Genomic DNA, 25943 nt, shown 5'->3' on the forward strand with positions numbered 1-25943 from the left:
GATGTCGCGATATTTAGACTATAAATTGGACACCGAGGAACGTGTGGCGGACCTCTTGGCACAGATGACGTTGGAGGAAAAATGCGGACAGTTGAATCAGCGACTCTACGGCTGGCAAACGTTTGAGCGTGTTGGCGAATCGTTTGAAGTGACGCCGAAATTCCAAGAGGAAGTCGCAAAATTTGGCGGGATTGGTGCGTTGTATGGCCTGTTCCGAGCGGATCCTTGGTCAGGCATGAATCAGGAAAATGGGATTAGTCGGGCGAATTCGGCGCGAGTTGCGAATCAGTTGCAAAAATACGTGATTGAAAACTCGCGACTCGGCATTCCGATGCTGTTTTCGGAGGAGGTTCCACATGGACATCAGGCGCTAGATAGTGAATCGTATCCGGTGAACTTGGCTCGCGGTGCATCGTTCAATACGGCGTTACAACAGGAAATTGCGGAGGCGATTGCTGCGGAAATAAGCGATAAAGGAGTACACCTTGCTTTGGCCTCTGCGCTTGATATTTTGCGAGATCCGAGATGGGGTCGCGCGGAGGAGTGTTTTAGTGAGGATCCGTTTTTAGCAGCGGAATTCACGAAGGCAATCACGACGGGTTTCCAAGCGAGTGGCCGGGTTGCAGTGATTTTGAAGCATTTTGCCGCGCAAGGCGAACCAGTGGGTGGACATAATTCAGGTCCAGTTTCAATCGGGATGCGCGAACTACGCGAAATTTTCTTACCGCCGATGGTTGCTGCGGCTGAGTCTGGCGCGCTTGGCGTGATGGCAGCGTACAATGAAATCGACGGCATACCGTGCCATGCGAATGGAGCGTTGTTGACAGGAATTTTGCGAGAAGAGTTGGGCTTTGATGGCATTGTGATGGCGGATGGTTGCGCACTCGATCGTTTGCTAGCGATGAATCCAGACGTGCGAAAAGCAGGTGCGATGGCGCTTACGGCGGGCGTGGACTTGAGTTTATGGGACGAAGTATTCCCTAATTTGGCGTCGGCAGTTGTTTCAGGCGATTTGGATGAGGCCGTATTGGATGTCGCAACGAGTCGGATATTACGATTGAAATTCCAACTCGGCCTATTCGAAAATCCATACGTGTCGGAAAACGTGCCAGAACGCGCAAAATCATGGCGTGACTTGAATCTAAAAGCCGCACGTGAATCAATCTGTCTACTCGAAAATCGCCGTGAAGTTTTACCACTTGAAAATACGCAACGTATCGCGGTTATTGGGCCAAACGCGGATGCTTTATACAACCAACTCGGCGACTACACAGCACCGCAAAATTTGGCGGATGGCGTCACCATTTTGCAAGGAATCAAGAAAATCGCGCCTGAAAATACGCGAATCAGCTATGAAAAAGGCTGCGATATCCGTGAAAAAGTAGTGGGTGGCATCGAACGTGCATCAGAACTCGCAAAATCAGCAGATACCGTCATCCTTGTTTTAGGCGGCTCGAGCGCGCGGAATTTTGATATGGAATTTTTGAATAATGGGGTGGTGAGCTCTAAGGGACCGAACATGGATGCTGGCGAGAATGTGGACTTGGCGGATTTAGCACTGCCAGCCGTTCAGTTGGAACTTTTCCGAGCGTTGAAAAAGCAAGGTAAGCCAGTCGTGGTTGTACTCGTGCAAGGGCGTCCGAATGCGATTCCAGAGATAAGCGAACAGGCCGATGCACTGCTCACAGCTTGGTATCCCGGTGCGCAAGGCGGAATCGCGGTCGCAGAAACGTTGTTCGGTATCGTGAATCCATCAGGAAAACTGCCAGTCAGCATCCCGCGCTCATCCTGTCAACTTCCGGTTTACTACAACCAAAAGGCGGGCGAATATAAAGAAGATTACTTCGACGAACGAGGCGCGGCGCTATATCCATTCGGGCATGGCCAGAGCTACAGCGACTTCGCGTATCAAGAAATCCACGCAATCCATCAAAGCAGGTCCATTGCCGAGTTAGAAGCGGGCGGTAAGTTCCAGTTCAAAGTAACCATTCAAAACCGCGCCAATCGTGCCGGTTCCGAAGTCGTGCAACTCTACATCCACGACCAAGAAGCTAGCATTACGCGACGCAAAAAAGAACTAAAAGCATTCCAAAAAGTCGAAATTGGGGCTAGTGAAACGGTAGAAGTGACGCTCGAAATCGGGCTTGCCGAACTACAAATCTGGTCGAATCAAAATCGATGGGAATTAGAAACAGGTACCGTGCGAATTTTTGTAGGTGGAAGTTCGGTGACGGCGCTTGAAACAGTGATTGAGATAACAAACGGGGTGAGGTAAATGGAAGGAATGGAGCTGGCTTCTTTTCAAATTATCGGGGCTGTTGGCGGTGCACGAAGCAAAATTACAGAGGCATTGCAACTCGCGAGACAGCGCAAATTTACAGAAGCATATCGAAAAATCGATGAAGCGAACCATTATTTAAGCGAAGGCCATAAAAATCACGTAAGCCTTATCCAAAAAGAAGCAGAAGGTCAGAAAATCCCGATGTCGATGTTGTTCATACATGCCGAAGATCAGTTCATGACGACGTATTTACTTCGAGATATTGCGTATGAGATGGTGGCTTTGTGGAAAGAAATTTAATATTTTTTGAGCGTATACCTTGATTGGTATGCGTTTTTTGATGTGTAACAGTAACTTGTCGAATCTAGTACCTTGACTGTCATAGTAATATGGTGTATATTATACTCATGGAGGCGATCACATGGCTGATAAGAAACTTTCCTCTGATTTACTGAGAGGACACACGGATACGATTATTTTGAAGTTACTGATGAGCGGCGATAAATATGGATATGACATTTTGAAGTTGATTCATTTGAATTCAGACGGGGAATATGAACTGAAAGAAGCCACGATGTATTCCAGTTTGAAGCGTTTGGAGAAAGAGGAGTGTATTGCTTCTTACTGGGGCGACGATGCTACCAAGGGCGGACGGCGAAAATATTATACATTGACCGAAAAAGGCGAGGAACTATACGCAGAAAATAAACGGCAGTGGGAATCAGCAAAACGCATTCTCGAACAATTATTATGAGGAAAGAGGTTAGGAAAAATGAATGAGAAATTGGTTGGATACATTGATGGGCAATTCAGCGCATACGAGGATACGGCGGAAATTAGCGAGCTAAAAGAAGAGCTGGTGCATGATTTACAAGAGAAATACGGTGAGCTAGAAGAGCAAGGTTATGATACCGAAGAAGCTTACGAGCTGACGATTCATTCGCTAGGCGATATTTCTGAGGTCATAGAAAGCATTGGTGTGAAACGGAAAATGTCACTGGAAGATAACCCAGCGTGGCAAGAAATTGAAGAAGCGAAAGCGCGTGCGGCGAATAATGACGGAACAATCCGAAGAAAAGTGACAGAAGGCTTTAATTTCAGTAATTCTGACTTGAGAAATAGCCGCTTTGATGAGGGCGAATTTCGTGGCGTGAATTTTAAGCATTCCAATTTATCCGGGGTTAATTTCGATCATCGGGTGTTTATAGATGCTAGGCTGGATTACGTGAATCTAACTGGTGCTTCTTTTGAACAGGCGGAATTTCATAACGGTTCTTTAAAAGGTGTGTACGCTAAAAAAGGTGAGGGATCGCCGAGCTTTCGAGGTGCTTTCATGCAAGGTGTTAACGTTTCGGTTGCGATGTTAAAAGGTGCAGATTTTAGCTATGCGAATTTGGCCAACTCGAAATTTAATGCTTCCGAGCTCTCTTACACTTCATTTGAAGGCGCAGATTTGACGTTTGCTGAATTGAAGCAGTCCAGTATAAGCAAGTCGAAATTTGACAATGCGATATTTGATCAAACGGATTTCAGCTATTCTGATTTATCAAAAATGAACTTTGACGGCGAAACGTTTAGAGGTACTATTTTCAGAAGTACTGGGCTTGTTGGCGCGACTTTCCGAGATGCGACTTTTGAGAATGTTTTTTTCAAAGGAAGTTATGTGAAACGGGCGGATTTCACTGGTGCGGTGATGGATATGGCGTCTTATGAAAGCTTGAAAACGAATCGGAAAGCGGATCTTAGCGGTATAATTCTAATGTAAAGGAAGCGTGTAAAATGGTACAAAATACGATTTCAGTCCATAATTTGGAGAAGTCTTATAAAAATGTAGAAGTGTTGAAAAAAATCAGTTTCACCGTTGAAAAAGGCACAGTTTTCGCGCTATTAGGGTCAAATGGTGCTGGAAAAACAACCACAATTCGGATTCTAGCAACGCTTTTGAAGCCAGACGGTGGCGACGCACAGATTTGTGATGCGGACGTTGTGAAGCAAGGGAATTTGGTGCGTGCGGCAATTAGTTTAACTGGGCAAAATGCGGCGGTCGATGAGATTTTGACTGGGCGCGAGAATTTGCGATTGATTGCGAAATTACGGCATTTACCAGATGCAGCGGGGATCGCGGATGAGTTGCTAGAGCGGTTTGGCTTGACGGATGCGGCCGATCGGGCGCTTTCAACGTATTCTGGTGGGATGAGACGCAGACTTGATCTCGCGATGAGCTTAGTTGGGAATCCGAAAGTTATCTTTTTGGATGAGCCTACGACGGGCCTTGATCCGCAGAGTCGTTTGGCAATGTGGAAAATTATTCGGGAGCTCGCAAGCAATGGAACGACGGTATTTTTGACGACGCAGTATTTGGAAGAAGCGGAGCAGTTGGCGAACCAGATTGCGATTTTGAATGATGGTAAAATTGTCGCGAGTGGCACGGTCGCTGAGTTGAAGCGGATGTTGCCGAACGGACATTTGGAATTGCGATTTGCGGAGGAACATGAGGTTACAGCTGCGAACGCGGCGCTCGCAGAATTTGAGCCAGTTTTAAATGTGGAAGAGCAGTTGGTAGTGGTGACGATTGATGGCAGTACAGCGCAGTTAATGGCGATTCTTGGGAAACTGGAAGCGGCGAATATAGCGGTACTGGAATTCTCGCAAAAATCGCCGACGCTGGAGGACGTATTCCTCACAATTATCGATAGAAAGGGTGAGCATGATGCGGAATAATTGGAATGATATGCAAGTAATGGTTGGACGCAACATGAAGCATGCCTTTCGAAGTGCGGATACGATTATCACAACCATTGCGATGCCACTGATGATTATGTTGATGTTTGTTTATGTTTTTGGAGGTTCGATTGATACTGGTTCAGAAAATTATATTAATTATGTTGTTCCGGGGATCATGTTTTTATGTATCGCAATGGGTTCAACGTACACGGCAGTAAGACTAAATCATGATGTGACGACGGGTATTATTGACCGTTTCCACTCGATGCCAATCGCGAAATCGTCCATTTTGACAGGGCATGTGGTGACTTCGGTCGTTTTCAATTTAATTTCGACACTGGTCGTTGTCTTGGTAGCATTCCTATTGGGATTCAGGCCGGAAGCAGGATTCGTCGGCTGGCTCGTCGTTATTTTGATCTTACTATTGTTCACGCTAGCGATGACATGGATTGCGGTGATATCCGGATTGCTCGCGAAAAGCGCAGAAGGTTCAGGCTCGTTCAGCTACCTCATCCTACTGCTACTATTCGTTAGCTCCGCGTTCACACCGACAGATTCGATGACAAAAATCGTTCGGGCATTTGCGGAAAATCAACCAATGACGCCGATTATCGAGAGTGTGCGATCACTTCTCGTGGGCAACGTAAACACAGGTGAAGTTTGGACGGCAATTGCCTGGTGCGGAGGAATTTTCATTGTCGCGATGATAGCCTCGATGCAGATTTATAAACGCAAAACTGAATAAGGCAAAAAGATAACCATCCAGTGAGGCGAATGGTTATCTTTTTTTGCGTCTAATTTTCGCTATTTTGAAGAGAACGTTCTAATTCCAAACGCTGAATTTTCATCGTTGCAGTCCGCGGCATCTCATCATATCTCATGAGAATTGGTTCATTCAGATGCGGCAAATCGGATACTTTTTTCCACCACAAATCCCAATTCATTTCCGCGCTCTCATTCACCGCAACAATCGGCTGCGGACTCCCATTTTTCCCACGAATAATCACGACCTCATCTAGAAAAGTCAGTTCATCAAGCAGCGCATCTTCAATCGCGAGCGTACTATCAATTTTATCGACGAGATCAACTTGGCGGTCAAGCAAGGAAAGGCCTCCGAGTCGACTTTTGACACCGTAATCGCCGCTGTCCCACCAAGCGCCGTAGACATTTTCCTCGAAGCGCGGCGTTTCTTTATAATACGTCAGCGCCCGGCCTTTCGAGAACATCTGGATATTGCCGCTCACACCAGCAGCAACCGGTTTCCCGTCCTGATTCACAATCCGAGCCTTCGTCAAACCTGGCATTCCAACACCCATCGCACGCGCATTCGTCCGTTTAAGCGTAGACTTCGTATGGAAACGCATAATCATCGGACCGCATTCACTCTGCCCATACACCTGCAAAAACACCGGCAAGCGATACTCCGAGCAACGCAAAAACGTCGCCATCGTCTCTTTGTTAATCGCATCAAACGTGGAATGATAATACTTCACACTCTGAAAAACGGCAGGTTCCTCCCGAGCAAGCGACGCCCACTGTACAAAATGATTCGGATGCGTTTCCAAAACCATCGGCGCGTAATCCGTCAAAACGCGAGTAATGTTGGCGCGACTCGGATTCGCAATTGGAAGTAGCGGGAATCCCTTCGCCATAAGCGACGAAATCCCGATATTAAAACGAGAATGCACCGGCGAAATATGAAAAGCGACCAAACCACGCTTGCGGATGAGGCTCAAAATATTCTTTTGCCATTTCGTTCGCCACCCCATTGAGTTCGCCGAGTGCGCAATGAGCTTCGGAACCCCCGTCGTACCAGAAGTATGCGTCATGTAGGAAATCGTGTCGGGCGTGAGGAAATCCTGCTCACAAAGCTTGTCAAAAGTCGTTGCGAGAATCTCCTCAACCGCGATTAATTTCGAGGCAGGAAGGTTTTTCAGACTTTGCGCTTTTGCCGCCGTATCCCCATCGAAAATCATCCAAGGATCGTCCAGCCGCGCAACTAAGATGTCCATCGTTGGAGCCGGAAGATGCGCTGAAATCATGATTGGAACCGCGCCGAGATAAGAAATAGCAACCGCTAAGAGGTACGTGTCGAATTTGGCCGACTTGTAAACAATGATCTTTTCGCCCTTTTTGACACCGATTTTTTGTAATTGCGTCGCCTTCATGATGAGTGCATTTTTTGAATCAAGATATGTAGTTTGCAATTGAAGTTCGGGGAAAGCAGTGAGCGGCTCGTCGAAGTAAATCGCCTGACTCGGAAAACGCTCCGAAGCTTCGGCGAAATTGGTATAGAGGTTTAGTGGTTTGTATTTGTTAAACATGGATGGGTGGTCAACTCCTTTTTTGGTTGTGATGGGGTTATTATAGCATTATTGTGAGGGAGTTTACAAAGTGTTAGGAGAAATTTAGTAGAAATCGATAATAATAGGAGGATAATATTTCTTTGTTTGGTATAATAGGAGAATATCATAATGATCTGTTCGATGCTAAAGGGGAAATGAACATGAATTCAAAACTAATCCAAATTAAAAAATTCGAAAAAGAACCAATCCAAGAAATCGATTCAGCGTATTTCAATAACTACCCAATCGTCTATATTCTCTATAACGATACCAAAAGACCAGCCGCATATATTGGGCAAACCGTTCATTTGCAACGACGAATGAAACAACATCTAAGCGATACAAAACGGAAATCGTTAAAAACCGCTCTATTCATTGGTAACGAAAAGTTCAATCAGTCTGCCACCTACAATGTAGAAACGAATCTGATCAACTTTTTTATTGCAGAGAAAAGATATAAACTTCAAAATGTCAGCCAAACTTTGGATAATAAAATGCATGATTACTACAACAAAGAGTATTACGATCAGACATTTTTCGATTCTATCTGGGATGAACTTCGTGAGCAGAATATTGTCAGGGAGACCCTCGACGATCTGAGGAATAAAGACGTTTTCAAGTTGTCACCATATAAAGAATTATCCGCAGAGCAGATGGATTTGAAGCATCACATTATCGATTATTGTAAAAGGCATATTGACGATGACAAGCACAGTATATTCTTCATTGAGGGTGACGCTGGTACGGGGAAAAGTGTGGTTCTAAGTTCGACTTTCAATACCGTACAAGATCTTTCACAGGATAAAGCTTCGAAATTATACGATACGGAAAATTATTTACTTGTAAACCATCAGGAAATGCTGAAAACTTACAAAGAAATTGCAGAAACATTACCGAACCTAAAGAAAAAGAATTTCATGAAGCCAACCAGTTTTATCAATAGAAAAACAAGTCCAGAGAAGGCAGTAGCTGATATAGTATTTGTCGACGAGGCACATTTACTACTTTCCAAAAAAGATAGCTATAATAATTTCAATCAAGACAATCATTTGGAGGAAATCATCAAGCAGAGCAAGATTACAATTGTCGTATACGATCGAAAGCAGGTACTAAAGTTCAAGAGTTATTGGGATGACAACCTAATTAATCATGTCAAACGCGGTATTCATAGTGAGGTACTTATGCTAACAAATCAATTCAGGATTCGAGCAGAGGAAGAAATTCTAAATTGGATGGACGCATTTACAAATAAAAAGGTCCTACCGCTACCAAAATCGGTCACGAACACGAGAAAAGATAGTTTTGAACTTGAAATTTTTTCAGATGCAGGTGAAATGTACAAGAAAATTCAGCAGAAGAATAAGAAGTACGGTCTGTCCAGATTAGTATCCACGTTTGATTATCTGCACAAAAAAGATAAGAAAGACTACTTTATAGAGGAACCCAATTTTAAACTACCATGGAACCGTACCGACTATAAAACAACATGGGCAGAGGTTGACGAAACGATTAATGAAGTCGGCTCCATTTATACGATTCAAGGGTTTGATTTGAATTACGTGGGAATCATCTTGGGACCGTCTGTATCCTACAATTTTGAAAAAGACGAACTGGAGATTATAACTACCAACTATAAGGATTCAGAGGCATTCAAGGCGAGGGCTGATATTCCTGCTGATCAAGTAGAAGAAGTAAAAACACAAATTATTTTAAATTCTATCAATGTCCTGATGAAACGAGGGATTCATGGCTTATATATTTATGCCTCTGATTCAAAACTGCGTCAGAAACTAGAGTCATGAACCAATTAATTTTTAGGAGGTACTTTGAAGTGGATGATCTACTGGCTAAAATAAATGCCTTCAGGGAAGAACGTGATTGGCGGCAATTTCATAATCCGAAAGACTTATCTATTTCGATTTCATTGGAAGCAGCGGAATTACTAGAAAATTTTCAATGGAAAACAAGTGAAGAAGTCCTAAATGGGGACATGGAGAATGTGAAAGAAGAGATTGCGGATGTTTTGATATACTCGTTGATGCTCGCGTCAGATTTGAACATGGACGTCAGTGAGATAATTGAGGAAAAGCTGCATAAGAACAGTTTGAAATATCCTATAGCAAGCAGTAAGGGAAGTAGTAAAAAGTACACAGAATTATAAATAAAACGGCTCATTCGCATCATGGAATGAGCCGTTTTTTTGTTCATATCTTCTTCGGCAATCTAAATACCAACACAAAACAAACCACAAGCAGCGCGATATTCACATACATACTCGTCTGTAGCCCATCTGAAAATGCCTCCGCTTGTGAAACCCCAGTAGCGTCCCCAAGCGTCCTGAAAAATACCGAACCAACAACCGCAATCCCAAAAGAGGAACCAACACGTTGCGCCGTATTAAACATTCCGCTTGCACCACCGCGCTCTGGCCCAACTACCGTCGAAAGCGTAAAACTGTTCAGCGGTGCAATAATCAAACCACTTCCAAGCCCTGCGATTAACAACGGCAACGCAATCCACCATGCCGAAAAAACACCATCATGCATCTGAAAAACAATAGAAACCGCAGATAATCCGATTATCACCAAAGCCACCCCAATATGCAGAAGCTTCCGTCCAATTTTCATAATAAACCGATTACTGTTCGCCGCTGCAACTACGCTCCCAATCGCGAAAGGCGTAATGGCAAGCCCGGACGAAATCGCGGACTGACCAAAACCAGTTTGCCATGTAACCGACAAAATGAAGAAAATACTCGTAAATGCCGCAAAATAAACTAATGAAAGCAACATTCCGGATACAAATGGCTGATTTTTAAGCAAGTTAGGTGAAATTAAAGGCTGATTTCCGCGTTTTGCCTGCCGTACACTCCACCAATATAATAACAAGAAGAATGGTATCGAGGACGCCATCCACATATAATCGACGAATCGGAACCCGTTGGAACCTCGTGAAATAACAGGATATAGCAATAACATCAACGCAAGCGTCAATCCGAGAACGCCAGGAATATCGAATCGCACCTTCTCTTTCGGCGCTTGATGTTTCGGCAAGTAAAGCATCGCCAGAACCAGCGTCACCAAAACAATCGGTACATTGACGAAAAACACCGCGCGCCAACCGTTATCTGGTCCAAATAACTCAATCAATAATCCGCCTGCAAGTGGCCCAATCGCGGTTGCAACACCGATTACCGAGCCAAGTATTCCGAAGATTTTTCCGAGTTGTTTGCCGTGATACATATCCATAATAACGGCATTGATTTGTGGAAAGAATAATCCCGCCGCAAGCCCCTGTATTACCCGGGAAATAATCAAGCTTTCCTCAGTTTGCGCGAACCCAGCCGTGATACTCATAATTAAAAATAGCAAAATCCCAAAGATATAAATATTTTTCCGACCGAAGCGATCGCCTAGCCGTCCAGCTAAAATAAGGACGACCCCAAACGCCAATGCATATCCCGAAATAATCCACTCAATCGATTCACTCGTTGCATGAAGCGCGGTCGTGATGTCAGGTAGCGCAACATTGACAATCGTTGTATCGAGCAATGATATAAAAGCACCCAGCATGATAGAAACCAGTGCCAACGTTTTTCGTCTATCTGTTTTCTCCATTTTCGAACCCCCTCGTTTAATTAGTCTATTTCCCCCAAGCCAAATTCTAAACGCCTATTCGAAAGTATATGCTATAATCGATACAAAATCCAATCTGAGAGAGGAATTTCGACATGATAAAAAGTGAAAAAGAGATTGTAAGCGAATTTTTCAAGATTGTGCGGTCTGGGAAAGAAATAGAGCGTGCATCGGAGTTTATGGCAGAGACGGTCATCGCGCACCAAGTTCAGGCTGAAAAGGAATATAGTGTGACGCGTTCACCGCAAGATTACTCGGATCATGTGCAGGAAATGTTGGATGAGTACGGTGATTTTTCGTTGGAGGTTCAAGAGGTGCTGGCTGATGGGGCGAAGGTGTATGTGAGGTGGCGGCAAATTGGAGAGAGTCAAAAGGGAAAAGAGATTATCGAGATTGCCAGTGCGGTTTATTTAGTAGAGAATGGGAAAATTGTGGAGTATTGGATTCAGATTGATCGTAAGGGGTTGGAATTGCAGCTGGGATAGAGAAATTCAATTTGAATGGAATATGTTTTAGTGTTGCAAAAAGAATGATGAATTGGTATAATAGTATTGAAAAGAGAGCTATGCGACTAACATAACTCTCCTAACAAGGTCATATTAAGAATGATTGGCCATTTTTGTCATAATAAACTATTCAATAGCCTCCTAAGCATGTGAGTAGTTTATTTTTTTCGATCATTTTTAATGTAGGTTAACAAGGCTGTACACGAAGGAGTAACAGCTCACTTTGTTCGCGCTTATATTGGAGCTGTAACTCATTTACAATTCGAACAGCCCCAACAAACAATAGCATCAACTCTATTGCCATACCAACGTCCATATTATCACCTCCACTCATTTCGAATCGAATGAAGGTACAAACAATCATAGGCATCACCCCGCAATCGCACTAGGATTTAGCCAACTACTCATAACATTTACTTGTTAGACTCTATTCTACATTATATCCTACACAAAAACAACTCGAAAAGAGTTGTTTTTGTGATAAATAAACGCTATGTCTCGGATATGAGACATAGCGTTTATTACAATTTCAGAGATTACTCTCCCAAATCCACATTATGATACACTTTCTGCACGTCTTCTAAATCTTCCAACGCATCTAGCATCTTCTCGAATTTCGCCAAATCTTCTTCTTCGAGTGTTACTTCATTTTGCGCGATCATTTCGATTTCAGCGACCGTAAATTCTTCAATTCCAGTGGCTTTCAGCGCTTCTTGCACGCTATGAAAATCTTCGGGTTCGGCGTAAACAATCGATTGACCGTCTTCATCGACGACATCACGGACATCGATATCGGCTTCCATCAATGACTCCAATAATTCATCCGCGTCTTTATCTGGAATTCCAAAAATCGCGGTATTATCAAACATATAAGCAACGGAACCACTCACGCCCATGTTTCCGCCATTTTTACTGTAAGCGGCACGAACGTCTGATGCTGTGCGGTTTACGTTGTTTGTTAAGGCATCTACAATGACCATCGAACCGTTTGGACCAAAGCCTTCGTAACGTAGCTCGGAGTAGTTTTCATCGCCTGTTCCTTTTGCTTTTTCGATGGCGCGGTCGATGATGTGTTTAGGAACGTTGTATGTTTTGGCGCGTTCAATAACGAAGCGCAGTTTTTGATTGGAATGGGGATCTGGATCGCCTTGTTTTGCGGCTACATAGATTTCAACCCCGAATTTTGCGTAGATACGACTATTATTTGCGTCTTTTGATGCTTTCTTTTCTTTAATATTTGCCCATTTACGGCCCATATTACCACTCTCTTTCTGATTAGGAGTTTCGCTTACTCTTTTTCATTATAAATGTATTAGGAGGATTTGTTAAGTGTGACGCGAAATTAATCGGAAATGATGTTTTCCAAATAAAAGATGCGATATTTCAAACTGGGTCTAAATACCTTATTTTTTTAAGGTCAATAGCGAAATTTTGTACTTTTGAAACTTTTTTGACATGAAAAAGCGCTAATTGTGGCGAAAATGTGTCTAAAAATAAAATTAGGACATCTAGGTGTAATGAATGTTACTATACTATCATTTTTCGATTTAGCCCTAGTTTTTAAAGAAGTTTATGTGTAGACTGAGGCTATTGTTAATAAGTAATATTTCCTTTTTGTTCATGTTTTTAGTTTGGTATGTGTATTTTTGGGAGATATTGCTTTGAGAATGGGAGGAGAATAATTGATGAAGAGGTTTTTTAGTCTTTTCGCTGCTCTTCTTTTGGTACTACAAATGATTTTACCGCAATTGGTTACTGCACAAACAACGGATGATACAAAAGAGGAAGATGTCGTTCAATTATTGGACGTGAGTGCGAAAAAGGGAACAGACGGTGTTGATATTTATGGGCTTAGTGGCCATGTAGTGAATCAAACGGAAAAAGAGATGACGGGGATAATTACGGTTTCAGGAGATGTGAAACTGAAAGCGCTGGATGATACATCGGTTTTTGATGATAATCATGCAGTATGGACTAGTTACAGTGTAGCAAATAATACTATTCATTTTTTAATTCCGGCTAAAACAGATATTGTTTTTAATTTTCAAGTAAATGGGGAGTCTCAAGGTGGTGTTGTGACTTTTTCGGATGGGAAGCGGGTGATTTCTCCTAAGGCTGGTGAAGAACTGGAAGCGCCTACAAACCAAATAGCTGCAAATCCGATTCAAAAAAGTGATGCTCCAAAAGATGTGAAAGACATTTTGAGTTCGCTCGGTTATGGGCCCAAAGAGCAGTCGATTCTGTCGGATATGGTTCTGACGTATACCGATAAGAACGGGAATTTTGTGACGGAGCCAACTGTGAATGACACGATTCATTTTGCGTTTGATTGGAAACTTCCTGATGATGTCGCGATTTTGGTGAATGCGGGGGATTATTATTCGTTTAAACTGCCTGATAACATTAAAATACAGAAAAATATGACACTGCCTTTGAATGAATATGCGTCGGCGATAGTTGGCAAGGATGGTACGGTGAAGATTGTGTTTACCGATGAAGTGAAGGGAAGTTCGGAGGTACATGGGACGCTTCATTTTACGGCTGGATTTAACGAAAATCAAATTGATGGTTCGGGGAATTTGATTATTCAGGTTCCGGATGAGGAGAATTTGCCAAGTACGGAAGTGAACATCAAGCCGACGGAAGGCGCGATGATTGATAAGAATGGGCATTTTGATAAGAAGCAGAATCCGGATAATGTGATTTGGAATGTGGAGATCAATAAAGGGCTTGATAGGCTTGAAAATGCGAAGGTTACGGAGAATTTGCCGGCTGGTTTGACCTATGAATCGGTGCAGGTTTATGAAGTGGCGATTGATTTGCATGGAAAGGTGATTGCGGGTAGCGAAAAGCTTGTGACGACTGGATATACGGTGGATCAGGCTGGGAATGTGCAGTTTACAAATCCGATTAATGGGGCGTATCGCTTGGTGTATCAGACGTCGATAAATGATGACGTGAAGCCATTTGAAGGTGGTGCGGTTAAATTTACGAATAACGCCGTGCTAACGAGTGATGAAAATCAGGAGGGCTTATCGACATCGGCGACGGTGGACGCAGAGTATGGAAAAATACTTACGAAGGACGCGACGAATTATGACCCGAAAAATCAAACGTTTGAATGGACGGTCAAATATAATTACGGCGCAAAACATATTGATAAAGCGGATGCGGTTATTAAAGACACGTTCGGTTCGGACAGAATGGTGCTTGTGGACGGTTCTGCCAAGCTATACACGATGACTTTTGATGCGAGTGGGAAAGAAATTCAAGGCGCGCAGCTTGTCGCGGGCGTGGATTATGAGCTTGTCAAAACAGCGGCGGGTTTTGAGGTCCATTTCCTACATGACGTGGATAGTGCTGTGAAAATTCAATACAAAACGGGTGTTACGGGAACTGTTGATGGCAACGTGGATATTTCTAATCGTGTAGATATTGATACAGGGCAGAGTAGCGGCTCATCAGGCACGGCATATCAGCAAAATTTGAAGAAGCAACTTAGCGCTGTGAATTATGAAACGGGGATTGCGTCCTGGGTAATCGATGTGAATGAAAACAATTACATCATGAAAAACTGGAAATTAACGGATACACTGAGTCCGGGATTGAAGCTTGACGTGGCGACGTTAAAAGTACAGGATGTGGACGGCAAACGTGATCTAGTCGAAGGCACGGATTATGAATTGGTGTACGATGAGGCGACGAATATATTTACGATTGAATTTTTAGGCAAGTATAAAACCGAAACGGAGAATCAGTTCCGAATTTCGTATGATACGGCGTTTGATATGAGCCAAGTTTGGTCGATTAATCCGGATATGAATTTTAAAAATACAGCGAAATCTACGTGGTTAGATCAGTACGATAATTCGCATAGCAGCAGTGATGAGGTCATTTTCAATCCGAATAAGCCTTCGAAATATAACGGTTTTAAAGAGGGGACGTATAACGCCAAAACGAAAGTGATTACATGGTCGATCGGCGTTAACTATGAAGGCACGAACTTGAGTAACGCTAAAATTGTCGATCCGATTCTTGGAAATCAGCGGTTTGTGAAGGACTCTGTGAAAATCTATAAATACTCGGTAAATCCGGATGGCTCGGTTGCAAAAGGCGAGGAAATCACCAATAAATCAGGATTTACTATCAGTGAGCCGTCGGACAGCAATAACGAGACGTTGACGGTTGATTTCCCTGATGGAAAAGTTGGGATGTATCTCGTTGAATTCGAGACGAGTGTGAAGGGTCAAATTGTTACAGAAAATTATAAAAATGATGCAGTTTTCACGAATGACACGTATCCAGATCATACGCTTAGCGCGGACGTGACCGTGAAATATGGTGGTAAGTTAGCGATGAAATCGGGGATGCAAGACGATGATGGCTTTGTAAATTGGTCGATTACTGTGAACCCGAGTCTTTCGCAAATGAGTGATGTTGTTGTGACTGATCGCCCGTCGACGAACCAGACGATTGATTTGGAATCGCTAGTCATTCACCCAACATCGGTAAGCGCGGATGGGACATTGACGGCGAATACGAGTGTGGCGCTTGTTGAAGGCGTGGATTATACGGCCGAATTGACGACGGATAACGTGACTGGCCAGCAAGAGTTGAAAGTCAGTTTTGCGAAGGAAATAAATGAGGCGTATGTGATTAAGTACCGCACGATGGTTCTTATGACTGGCGCCAAGGATAAAGTTTCAAATAATGTTAAAATCACGGGGAATCACGATCAGGAAGTGACTGGCGGAGATAGCAGTACGATTGATGTTGTCGTTTCTGACGGCGGCGGAACTGGCGTTGGAACGAAAGGCAGTATTTCTTTCCAAAAAGTGAATCCAAACGGTGACATTCTTCATGACGCGCAGTTCCAACTTTGGGATAAAAGCAAGCGGATGATTATGCGTGAAGGTAAAATTAACGAAGATGGTAAAATCACATTTGGAAATTTACCTTATGGCACATATATTTTGAAAGAAGTGAAGGCGCCGTCTGGGTACACGATTTCCGATGAGTTACTAAATGGGAAGACAATTACGATTTCTAAGTCGAGCAGTACAGCGAACGTCGTCGAAAAAATCGTAAACGCCCAAAATAAAGTAACGCTTATCAAACACGATGAGCAAGGCCAAACATTGGCAGGAGCCGTTTTTAAATTGCAGTGGCAGGTCGGTGAGGATTGGCTAGATATTCGCGCGGATGAAACATTCCAAACGGATGCGGACGGCAGATTGGTGATTGAAGGTCTTTTGCCAGCGAATTATCGACTGATTGAAACCCAGGCACCCCAAGGCTTTATCGTTAACACAGAGGCTATTCCCTTCACAGTTACGCAAAATGATGCTGGTCAAATTCCAGATGTCACTGTGCCGACTTTTGTGAATTATCAAGGTAGTATTCAATTCATGAAAAAAGATGAGAGTGGTAAAGGGCTCGCTGGCGCTGAATTCGCATTGCAAAACGAGGCGGGGGAAACGCTTAGAACGCTCGCGACAAACAAGGATGGTATCGTAAACGCGGATGGACTCGCTCCGGGAGAGTATACAATCGTTGAAACAAAGGCTCCAGATGGTTATATTATCAACACGAATCCGCTTCGTTTTACAATTGCGGGTCAAGGTGAGGGGAAACCGGCAACGCAGATTTTAAATAATATTATTAACTATCAAGGTAGCGCCTCGCTTGTGAAAAAAGGCGAAAATGGTGATTTACTAGCAGGAGCTATTTTTAAAGTTGTGGATCAAGATGGCGCGACTGTTCGTGAAAACTTAGAGACGAATGAGGAAGGGCGAATCAGCGCAACCGACCTAGCGCCGGGCACGTATAAATTTATCGAAGTTACTGCACCACAAGGTTATTTAGTAAACACGACGCCAGTGGAATTCACGATTGCCGATACATCGGACGGCAAACCGCAAGAAATTCAAACAACATTTACCGATTATCAAGGTAGTTTTGAATTATTAAAAGAAAATAGCAGCAAAGAACCTTTGCAAGGAGCGGTTTTTGAGCTACGAGATGCGGACGATAACGTTATTGAAACGATAACATCAACAGATAATGGGATCGTGGCCGGAACTGGTATTGCGCCAGGAAAATACACATTAGTCGAGGTAAAAGCCCCGCCAGGATACATTTTGAATAGCTATCCAATCGAGCTAGAAATCCCCGAAACAGCAGAGGGCGAGCCGATTTCTGTAGATCTAGGCGTATTCACAAATTTCAAAGGAAAAGTGGCATTAGTGAAACAAGGCGCAAATGAAGAAGCATTGGCTGGAGCGGTTTTCACCATTTATGATATCGATGGAAAAGTAGTTGGCGAGCCAGTTGCGGCATCTGATGGCCGAATTGAGTACGGAGATTTAGCGCCAGGATACTACAAAATTGTGGAGACAAAAGCACCAGATGGCTATATTATCAACACGAATCCAACCTATTTCACAATCTTAGACAAATATCCAGGGAATCCTAATTTGATAGACGTCGGTCGAATCGTGAATTATCAAGGTGAAGTGGAGCTAACGAAGACAAACGAGGAGCATCAAGCCCTTGCAGACGCACATTTCAATTTGTTAAGCCAAGAAACCGGCGAAGTTTTGCAGACAGATATCGTAACTGACGCAGATGGAAAAATTAAATTGACTGACCTGCGTCCGGGCGATTACCAACTTGTCGAGACAAAAGCGCCGCAAAACTACATTTTAAATACAGCACCGATCAACTTCACCGTGCATGCAGATTTATTAGGAAAACCAGAAGCAATTCAGTTAGCAGATTTCGTCAACTATCAAGGCGCTGTCACGTTAAAAAAAATAGATAGCGGCATGAATCCATTGGCAGGAGCGGAGTTCAAGTTACTGGATGACAAAAATGAGGTTATCGCGGACAGTCTGATCTCAGGCGAAAACGGCGAAATAAGCGTCGATAAGTTGGCACCAGGAAGTTACTATTTCGTGGAAACCAAGGCACCTGTTGGCTATGAAAAAAATGAAACCCCGATTCCATTCCAAATTGAGGCGAACGCAAAAGATAAACCTGCATCCGTCCAACTACAGTTTGAGAATCAGAAAACACCAATCAAAATACCACCAGTGGAGCCAGTACCAGATAAAGATCCAGACAAAAATCCGGATAAAGATCCAGGTCAAAAACCGGGCAAAATTCCAGAGATAAATCCAGGCGAAACACCAGACAGAATTTCAGTCTCAAGTAGCAGTGATAAAGAGGTAACGCAACGACCAACAACAATGGAAGACAGTAAGCTACCAGCGACAGGCGATAATAATACGGAGTCAATTATATTTGTCATGATGGGCGCATTCTTATTAGCTGGCTGGCTAAGATTAAAAAGGTGAATTTTTTGGTGTTCTCGAATGAAATGAGTTACAGAGTCAATATAGATGAGAGCAAAACGAGCATGTAATCCCTATCGACTGTTCAAAAGAGCCCCAACGCGTCTACGAATTTATGATGAAACGCGCCTTCGGATACAGTAGTGGGGAGTAAAATGTGAATATCTTATGCCGAGTAATAAAAAAAGCACTGCAATCCATTGTGTCACAATAGGTGTGCAGTGCTTTTTTTATTTTAAATTTAGCGATAGTAGGATTTTGATAGGCCGCCTGATTTTAAATGGCAGTCTAGTAGCAGGAAAATTTGGTACATGACTAGAAGGTTCCTGTGCTATTACCTATAGCTACAAGTCACGTCACCAGTTGTTATTTTTTGCGGGAACTTTTCTATGTCGTCTTTCCCTTATTGCACGATCGTTTCCACAAAGGCAGCATGATAGATTTGTTCTCCGCTATCCACGGTAATCTTATCTCCTTTATTCAAGCGAACTAATTGGCCATTGGCATCCAAGTTAAACCGGCTGTAGATTTTGAAACGGCCATCGGGGTCGATTTGTCCGGCACCGGCGCTTCGTGGTGTGATTACGCGTTGGGGAATACCGTTGACAATCAGTCGTAAAGTTTGGGAGCCTGGTAAGGTTTGTCCTGTGATGTAGTCCGCACGTGCTTGCACCGGATCGACTGTCGTTGGACGGCTATACTCTTTGACCACTTGTCTCGTAATGAAATGCTCCGGCGTATCTGCCCCATAGTCTACTTGGATTGTATCTCCAGATCTAATAGAGAACATTGCTGCACCGTTGCTCATCAAGACTTTACGTACAGGTACGGAGTAGTAGCCGTCCGCATCGGTATCTACTTCACGTTGCATGACGCCATTTATTAAGACGCGCGCATGCGATCGACCATCGATTATGCGCCCGCTAATAGCTTGTATCCCCACGGTCACTTTGTTTAATTGCGGTGCGACACCATCGACAATTAGCGCAAGGACAGGTGTACCTTTGGTGCCGGTTGGATCACTAACTGTTACGACATACGGCGTATCTACAGCATGCATGCCTATTTGTATCGCAAAAGTACCCGTCTCATCGGCTACTGCTTCATAGGTTTTCCCCGCGATGTCGACTTGAATAGTATAGCCGGGACTTGTTTTCCCGTGTAGTGTATCTTGTAAGACCGATACAGGCGACAAAGTTGGAGGTTTAGGAATGTCCAACACGCGAACCTTGGTCTGCACTTTATACCCAGGAACCACTTCACTCGTCAGCGTCGTGACCCCACCTTTCGTTGCTTCAACAGGGATTGTAGTCAAGGTTGGTTTCGTAATGGTTAGAATCGCTGGACTACTTGTCACCGTATTGCTGTAATTACTGAAAGGAACGTCTGGCCCCAAGTAACCCGGCGAAACGGGAACTAATGGCAGGCCATTGTAGGTCCATGTCATCGGTAAGACTATACTTTCTCCAATCGCTAGCTCCGTTGTTTCTGTTGGTAATTGGGCAGCGTATTGATTGGGTTTCCCAGAAATATAATTACCATCCAAAATCACTTCTTGTAACGAGGGTAACGCTTGAAGCGAATCGACGTTTGTAAGCCAATTATTCGTAAGATCCAAGTACGTCAAATGCTTTAATGGCGCTAAGAAACTGGTATCTTGTATCCTCTGCTCTTGGAGGCGGAGGGATTCTAAGTGGGATAAGGTTGAAATAGGACTAAGATCCAATTTTTTAATTGTATAGTACAGCGATAGTGACTTTAATAAGGATAAATTCTGTAACGCCGAGATATCAGTTAGTGCACGATTATCGTAGTCCTTGCCCCCTAACTCTAGCTTTTCTAGTGCCGTATTCTTGGATAGGAAATTCAAGTCTATCAATCGGGGAGCGCTTAAAGTTAGTTCCCTTAATTTAGGGAGGGACGAGAAAGATGGATAAGAATCGTAATTTAATATTTTTAACGACAAAATCTCTAGATGATGTAATTGAAGGATACGTTCTATGTCTGCGGACTTAGCGACGGAACCTGAAAATTCTCGTAAATTAACCGCATATTCTAGACCAGTAAAATCCTCAATGTAAGGGCTAGAGGCCTTTAACGTGGTGAGGGAAGCCATCATCGATCTGGTTATAGGCGTCTTGCGCTCCAAATGCAAAGTATCCGTGATAAGATTGCGTAGGTTAGTGTTCGGTATTGTTACAATAATATCGACAATAGCCGCATGTACAGGTTTACCTTCGGTGCCGGTTGGATCACTAATTGTTACGACATACGGCGTATCTACAGCATGCATGCCTATTTGTATCGCAAAAGCACCCGTCTCATCGGCTACTGCTTTATAGGTTTTCCCCGCGATGTCGACTCGAATAGTATAGCCGGGACTTGTTTTCCCATTTAGTGTATCTTGTAAGTCCGATACAGGCGACAAAGTTGGAGGTTTAGGAATATCCAACACGCGAACCTTGGTCTGCACTTTATACCCAGGAACCACTTCACTCGTCAACGTCGTGACTCCCTCTTTTGTTGCTTCAACAGGGATTGTAGTCAAGGTTGGTTTCGTAATGGTTAGAATCGCTGGACTACTTGTCACCGTATTGCTGTAACTTCGGAAAGGAACGGATAACGGAAAGTGACCCTGGTAATCGGGACCTACTGGCACGCCATTGTAGGTCCATGTCATCGGTAAGACTATACTTTCTCCAATCGCTAGCTCCGTTGTTTCTGTTGGTAATTGGGCAGCGTATTGATTGGGTTTCCCAAAAATATAATTACCATCCAAAATCACTTCTTGTAACGAGGGTAACGCTTGAAGCGAATCGACGTTTGTAAGCCAATTATTCGTAAGATCCAAGTACGTCAAATGCTTTAATGGCGCTAAGAAACTGGCATCTTGTATCCTCTGCTCTTGGAGGCGGAGGGATTCTAAGTGGGACAAGGTTGAAATAGGACTAAGATCCAACGGTTCCCTTGTAAAGTACAGCGCTAGATACTTTAATAAGGGCAGATTCTGTAACGCTGAGATATCGGTTAATGAATAGTTATCGCTAACCTGGCTCCCTAACTCTAGCTTTTCTAGTGCCGTATTCTTGGATAAAAAGTTCAAGTCTCTCATTCCGGCATCCCCCACAGTAAGTTCCCGTAATTTGGGGAGGGACGAGAAGGATGGATAACGCTCTTCTGAATATATTTGCGTGCCTAACGACAAAATCTCTAGATGATGTAATTGAAGGATACGTTCTAGGTTTTCGGATCTAAAGTCATTGCCCGATATAAATTCTCGTAAATTAACCGCATATTCTAGACCAGTAGTATCCTCAATGTAAAAGCGAGAGGTATCTAACGTGGTGAGGGATGCCATCATTGATTGGGTCACAGACGTCCCACGCTCCAAATGTAAAGTATCCGTGATGCTATTGTGTAGCTCTGAATCTTTTATCGTTACAATAGGATCTGTTTCCAATGACTTTTCTGTTTTTGGTTCGGTAGCTGGTGTTGCTGATTTATCTGTTTGGCGTGGTGCTTCTACGCTTGTTTCTACCTCTACGTTCGCTGCTTCCTCTGTTAGTGGTGCCATGTCTTTCGGTGTTGCTGATTTATCTGTTTGGCGTGGTGTTTCTACGCTTGTTTCTACCTCTACGTTCGCTGCTTCCTCTGTTAGTGGTGCCACGTCTTGCGGTGTTGTTGATTTATCTGTTTGGTGTGGTGTTTCTACGCTTGTTTCTACCTCTACGTTCGCTGCTTCCTCTGTTAGTGGTGCCATGTCTTTCGGTGTTGTTGATTTATCTGTTTGGCGTGGTGTTTCTACGCTTGTTTCTACCCCTACGTTCGCTACTTCCTCTGTTAGTGGTGCCACGTCTTTCGGTGCTGCTGTTTCTTCCGATGCCCACGTCATACTCGGGATAATTAACGCCATGATGAGGACCGTTATGCCTAGTTTCTTTTTCATCTTTTTCTCTCCTTATTACCCTTTTTACCCTTTGAACCAATTTCATAATTCAAAAGCGTTGCCGCACAATGACTTTCAGAACGTCAAAAAATGCTACCTCCCCATGCCACTCATTTAAATACCAAAAAATAACTACTATCAGGTTTTCAAATCTCCTTGCCTGCGCTATTCTGAAATAAAATGGATTATTATTCCTACGAAAACAAAAGCGGAGTTATGAAATTGATTCCTTTATTTGTCTTCTGTCGTGAATTTTTGCCGGTGAAGTCTTGTTCTAGAATAGTCAAAAACAGAAGATTCCTTATGTTGCTATTTAGCTAGAGGCCATGTTTCAAACGCTTAGCTTTTCTATCTCTATAATGCCCACCTCTCTTTTAGTATGTGTTGCGTGTGATTGCTCTTTTTTATCTGTTATTCTCGTGTCGTTGATGATACTTCTGTCCTTTTTGTAAAGTACACTAAATGAGTAGTATAGCATTTTGTCAGCGTATTTTTAGAGACAGGTCCCCGTTTTTAGTGTGATTGTGTGAAGAATATGTGAAGAGTAGACTCAGAGTATCGACAGAATGAGTTCTTGGTTTGTTTGAAGCAAGATTCACGACTTGGCGCAAAAAGGAGATATGTGATAGCTTGATTGTCTTTGTATATTGTAGGATAGATGTACTAATCAATTATAAAATCAATTAATAATATGATTCTAAAGTATATCGTGATATAATCTAAATGAGGAGGGTGATTCAAATGATGTTTGTAGAACCGTCATTAAAACCAAGCCAGCTTGTTAGTACGAGTGAGGTTAACAAAGAATTTAGTAAGATTAAGAAACAAGCGCGAAACAATCCCATTTTTGTATCGAATAAGAATCAAATTGACACGGTGATTTTAAGTTATGATGATTATTTAGCTATGTACAACTTAGCATTGGAGGCACAAGAAATGGAATATTATAAACAGGCAGAAGTCGAGCTACAAGCAATCCAAAATGGGGCGAGTGAAACAGTAGCGCTAGATTTATCTGGAATAGAGGATGATGGAACGCCCGATGCGGAGCTTTTTGAATGAGTTACGACATTGAATTAACCAACTTGGCGGCGAAACAGCTTAAGAAAATGGATGGTTCGGTGAAACAAATGCTTTTAAAAGGTATCAAGCGATTGGCGGAACGTGGTGATACGATTGGTAAGCCGCTGGGCGGAGAGCTTGCGGGATGTCGTGAGTTGAAATTTCGCTCGGACGGTCTGCGTCTCATTTATACGATTGATCAAGGGCGGATTGTGATTACGATTTTAACGATGGCGAAGCGGGGAGACGATGTCGTTTTTCAGATGGCCTTGAATGAGTTGAAGAAAGAAATCGCCGCGGCATGGAGTTCCTCGCGATAATGTACTATAATAGAAGTATTAAATCGAATGGAGGAACTAAAATATGGCTGATTTGCCAAAATGCCCAGAATGTAATTCAGAATACACGTACGAAGATAGAGGTCTATTTATTTGTCCAGAATGTGGTCATGAATGGTCTGCTGACGCGGCCGAAGTAAGTGATGACGTGAAGGTTGTCCGCGATTCTAATGGTAATGTTTTAACAGATGGCGATTCTATCACGGTGATTAAGGACTTGAAAGTAAAAGGAAGTTCATCCGTGGTCAAAATCGGAACCAAAGTAAAAAACATTCGTTTAGTAGACGGCGATCACGATATCGACTGCAAAATCGATGGTTTTGGGCCAATGAAATTAAAATCAGAGTTTGTTAAGAAACTTTGATTTGAGTGAGGGACGCTTGCTTATTTTGGCAGGCGTCTTTATTTTGAAAGGGTGATAAAATGAGATATATTAAATCACAAATGAAACAATTGGTGAGAGAAGATGTGCGCTTGCAGCAGAAACTGAAACAATTGATGACGGAGCATGATTTGGAGAAGAGTTTTGCTTTGAAGGCGTTGTATCATGCGGAAGTTGCGGATAGCGGGAAGTACATGGAAGCGTATCGCGAACTCGATGATTTGAAATAATTTAGTTGGCCCGATTCTACCGCAGAGTCGGGTTTTTAGTAAAATAAATAAAAAAAGTTAGCTATTTTACCGTTTTGTCTGGCGATTTTTTTACTTTAGCTCTATAATAAGGCTATTAAATACTTTTAAAAGGTGATAAAATGGCGACGATGACAGATATTGCGAAATTGGCGGGGGTTTCGATAGCAACGGTTTCTCGGGTGTTGAATTATGATGAAACGCTTTCTGCTTCAGAGGAAACGCGACGTAAAATTTTTGAAATTGCTGAGAGTCTGGATTATACGAAACATAAACAGAAATCGACGAAAAAAGTTGGTAAAATTGCGATTGTGCAGTGGAACACGGAAGAGGAAGAGTTGAATGATATTTATTATATGTCGATTCGAATTGGCGCAGAGAATCGTGCGAGGGATCACGGGATTGAGATTTCGACATTGTATGAATTAGGGAAGATTACATCGGCGACTATTGATGGGATTTTGGCAATCGGTAAATTCACATGGCAGCAAGTGGAGCAGTTGCAGGCGATTCACAGCAATATTTGTTTTGTGGATACGGATTATCGGCTGAATAAATATGATTCGGTTGTGATTGATTTCAGGCAGTCGACACGTGATGTGGTCGATTACTTTATCCAGTCTGGGCACACGAATATCGGTTTTATTGGGGCGGAGGAGCGCAGTGAAATGGATGGTGGCATGAATGATCCGCGTTCGGTCGCTTATGTTGCGTATATGAAGGAGCAAGAATTGTATGAAAAGCGGAATATGTTTGTGGTTGGCGGACGTTTTGATGTGCCGTCGGGTTACGAGCAGATGAAGCAAGCAATTGAGCAACTGGGGGACGATTTGCCGACTGCTTTTTTTGTGGCGAATGATCCGATGGCGATTGGCTGTATGAGAGCTCTTGCGGAACATAACATTCCAGTTCCAGAGCGCGTGAGTATTGTGGGATTCAATGATATCAGTGTCTCGCAGTATGTTTCACCGGCGCTTAGCACGATTCGCGTCTACACAGAGTTCATGGGCGAGGAAGGAATGGACATGTTGTACGAGCGCATGAACGGTCGCAAAATTGCCAAGCGCACGATTCTAGAAACGGACTTAATTATTAGAGAGAGTTCTAAATGAAGAGAGGAA

At 43.2% G+C, this 25943-nt stretch carries 20 protein-coding genes; 15 read left to right on the forward strand and 5 right to left on the reverse strand.

The features are described from left to right. Position 1: 1 nt before the first annotated feature. The 6 genes from HPK16_RS10515 (at position 2) to HPK16_RS10540 (ending at position 5750) form a co-directional block, all read left to right on the forward strand. Complete coding sequence (locus HPK16_RS10515) at positions 2-2275, forward strand: glycoside hydrolase family 3 N-terminal domain-containing protein (RefSeq protein WP_181676923.1); 2274 nt, start codon at positions 2-4, stop codon at positions 2273-2275. Further along, positions 2276-2581, forward strand: a complete 306-nt coding sequence (locus tag HPK16_RS10520; RefSeq protein ID WP_036059074.1) for a PTS sugar transporter subunit IIA — start codon at positions 2276-2278, stop codon at positions 2579-2581. It abuts the gene before it with no gap. A gap of 121 nt (positions 2582-2702) precedes the next feature. Next, a complete protein-coding gene (locus tag HPK16_RS10525) occupies positions 2703-3035 on the forward strand; it encodes a PadR family transcriptional regulator (RefSeq protein ID WP_036059077.1) in 333 nt (110 codons plus the stop codon). A gap of 18 nt (positions 3036-3053) precedes the next feature. After that, positions 3054-4046, forward strand: a complete 993-nt coding sequence (locus HPK16_RS10530; RefSeq protein WP_181676924.1) for a pentapeptide repeat-containing protein — start codon at positions 3054-3056, stop codon at positions 4044-4046. A 14-nt stretch (positions 4047-4060) separates the two neighbouring features. Further along, a complete protein-coding gene (locus HPK16_RS10535; RefSeq protein ID WP_181676925.1) occupies positions 4061-5002 on the forward strand; it encodes an ABC transporter ATP-binding protein in 942 nt (313 codons plus the stop codon). Continuing rightward, the gene (locus HPK16_RS10540; RefSeq protein ID WP_181676926.1) at positions 4989-5750 is read left to right on the forward strand and encodes an ABC transporter permease; all 762 of its coding nucleotides are present in this window, start codon (positions 4989-4991) and stop codon (positions 5748-5750) included. The genes HPK16_RS10535 and HPK16_RS10540 overlap by 14 nt, the downstream gene beginning before the upstream one ends. Before the next feature lie 49 nt (positions 5751-5799). Here the strand turns inward: HPK16_RS10540 and HPK16_RS10545 are convergent, their stop codons facing one another. Next, complete coding sequence (locus HPK16_RS10545; protein WP_181676927.1) at positions 5800-7329, reverse strand: AMP-binding protein; 1530 nt, start codon at positions 7327-7329, stop codon at positions 5800-5802. 182 nt (positions 7330-7511) lie between these two features. Between HPK16_RS10545 and HPK16_RS10550 the strand changes: the two genes are divergently transcribed. After that, positions 7512-9152, forward strand: coding sequence for a DUF2075 domain-containing protein (locus HPK16_RS10550; RefSeq protein ID WP_181676928.1), 1641 nt, complete (start codon positions 7512-7514; stop codon positions 9150-9152). After that, the gene (locus HPK16_RS10555) at positions 9149-9511 is read left to right on the forward strand and encodes a nucleotide pyrophosphohydrolase (protein ID WP_181676929.1); all 363 of its coding nucleotides are present in this window, start codon (positions 9149-9151) and stop codon (positions 9509-9511) included. Before HPK16_RS10550 ends, HPK16_RS10555 begins: the two co-directional genes overlap by 4 nt. A gap of 43 nt (positions 9512-9554) precedes the next feature. Here the strand turns inward: HPK16_RS10555 and HPK16_RS10560 are convergent, their stop codons facing one another. Next, a complete protein-coding gene (locus tag HPK16_RS10560) occupies positions 9555-10967 on the reverse strand; it encodes an MFS transporter (protein WP_181676930.1) in 1413 nt (470 codons plus the stop codon). Between the two features lie 113 nt (positions 10968-11080). On the opposite strand from HPK16_RS10560, the gene HPK16_RS10565 reads away from it, so the two are divergent. Continuing rightward, positions 11081-11470, forward strand: coding sequence for an ester cyclase (locus HPK16_RS10565; RefSeq protein ID WP_181676931.1), 390 nt, complete (start codon positions 11081-11083; stop codon positions 11468-11470). A gap of 208 nt (positions 11471-11678) precedes the next feature. Here HPK16_RS10565 and HPK16_RS17010 read toward each other — a convergent pair whose 3' ends face one another. Both HPK16_RS17010 and HPK16_RS10570 read right to left on the reverse strand, forming a co-directional pair. Continuing rightward, positions 11679-11807 carry a hypothetical protein gene (locus HPK16_RS17010; protein WP_281368041.1) on the reverse strand — a complete coding sequence of 43 codons (129 nt, stop codon included), beginning with the start codon at positions 11805-11807 and terminating at the stop codon, positions 11679-11681. Between the two features lie 220 nt (positions 11808-12027). Further along, positions 12028-12747 (reverse strand): YebC/PmpR family DNA-binding transcriptional regulator, encoded by a 720-nt coding sequence (locus HPK16_RS10570; RefSeq protein WP_181676932.1) that lies wholly within the window; start codon positions 12745-12747, stop codon positions 12028-12030. Between the two features lie 429 nt (positions 12748-13176). Here HPK16_RS10570 and HPK16_RS10575 point away from each other — a divergent pair, with 429 nt between their 5' ends. Beyond that, the gene (locus tag HPK16_RS10575) at positions 13177-18849 is read left to right on the forward strand and encodes a SpaA isopeptide-forming pilin-related protein (RefSeq protein WP_181676933.1); all 5673 of its coding nucleotides are present in this window, start codon (positions 13177-13179) and stop codon (positions 18847-18849) included. Between the two features lie 400 nt (positions 18850-19249). Here HPK16_RS10575 and HPK16_RS10580 read toward each other — a convergent pair whose 3' ends face one another. Then, on the reverse strand, positions 19250-22792 hold the full coding sequence (locus HPK16_RS10580; protein WP_181676934.1) for an Ig-like domain-containing protein: 3543 nt from the start codon (positions 22790-22792) through the stop codon (positions 19250-19252). A 741-nt stretch (positions 22793-23533) separates the two neighbouring features. Between HPK16_RS10580 and HPK16_RS10585 the strand changes: the two genes are divergently transcribed. The 5 genes from HPK16_RS10585 (at position 23534) to HPK16_RS10605 (ending at position 25934) form a co-directional block, all read left to right on the forward strand. Continuing rightward, the gene (locus HPK16_RS10585) at positions 23534-23854 is read left to right on the forward strand and encodes a hypothetical protein (protein WP_181676935.1); all 321 of its coding nucleotides are present in this window, start codon (positions 23534-23536) and stop codon (positions 23852-23854) included. Next, entirely contained in the window at positions 23851-24174 is a 324-nt protein-coding gene (locus HPK16_RS10590; protein WP_181676936.1) for a type II toxin-antitoxin system RelE family toxin, read from the forward strand. Before HPK16_RS10585 ends, HPK16_RS10590 begins: the two co-directional genes overlap by 4 nt. A gap of 43 nt (positions 24175-24217) precedes the next feature. Beyond that, complete coding sequence (locus tag HPK16_RS10595) at positions 24218-24556, forward strand: zinc ribbon domain-containing protein YjdM (protein ID WP_181676937.1); 339 nt, start codon at positions 24218-24220, stop codon at positions 24554-24556. Between the two features lie 59 nt (positions 24557-24615). Continuing rightward, entirely contained in the window at positions 24616-24804 is a 189-nt protein-coding gene (locus HPK16_RS10600) for a hypothetical protein (protein WP_181676938.1), read from the forward strand. Positions 24805-24944: 140 nt separating this feature from the next. Continuing rightward, positions 24945-25934: a LacI family DNA-binding transcriptional regulator gene (locus HPK16_RS10605; protein ID WP_181676939.1), complete on the forward strand. Its 990-nt coding sequence runs from the start codon at positions 24945-24947 to the stop codon at positions 25932-25934. The last annotated feature ends 9 nt before the right edge of the window (positions 25935-25943 follow it).

This window comes from Paenilisteria rustica (genome assembly GCF_013820765.1).
Classification (GTDB): Bacteria; Bacillota; Bacilli; order Lactobacillales; family Listeriaceae; genus Listeria_A; species Listeria_A rustica.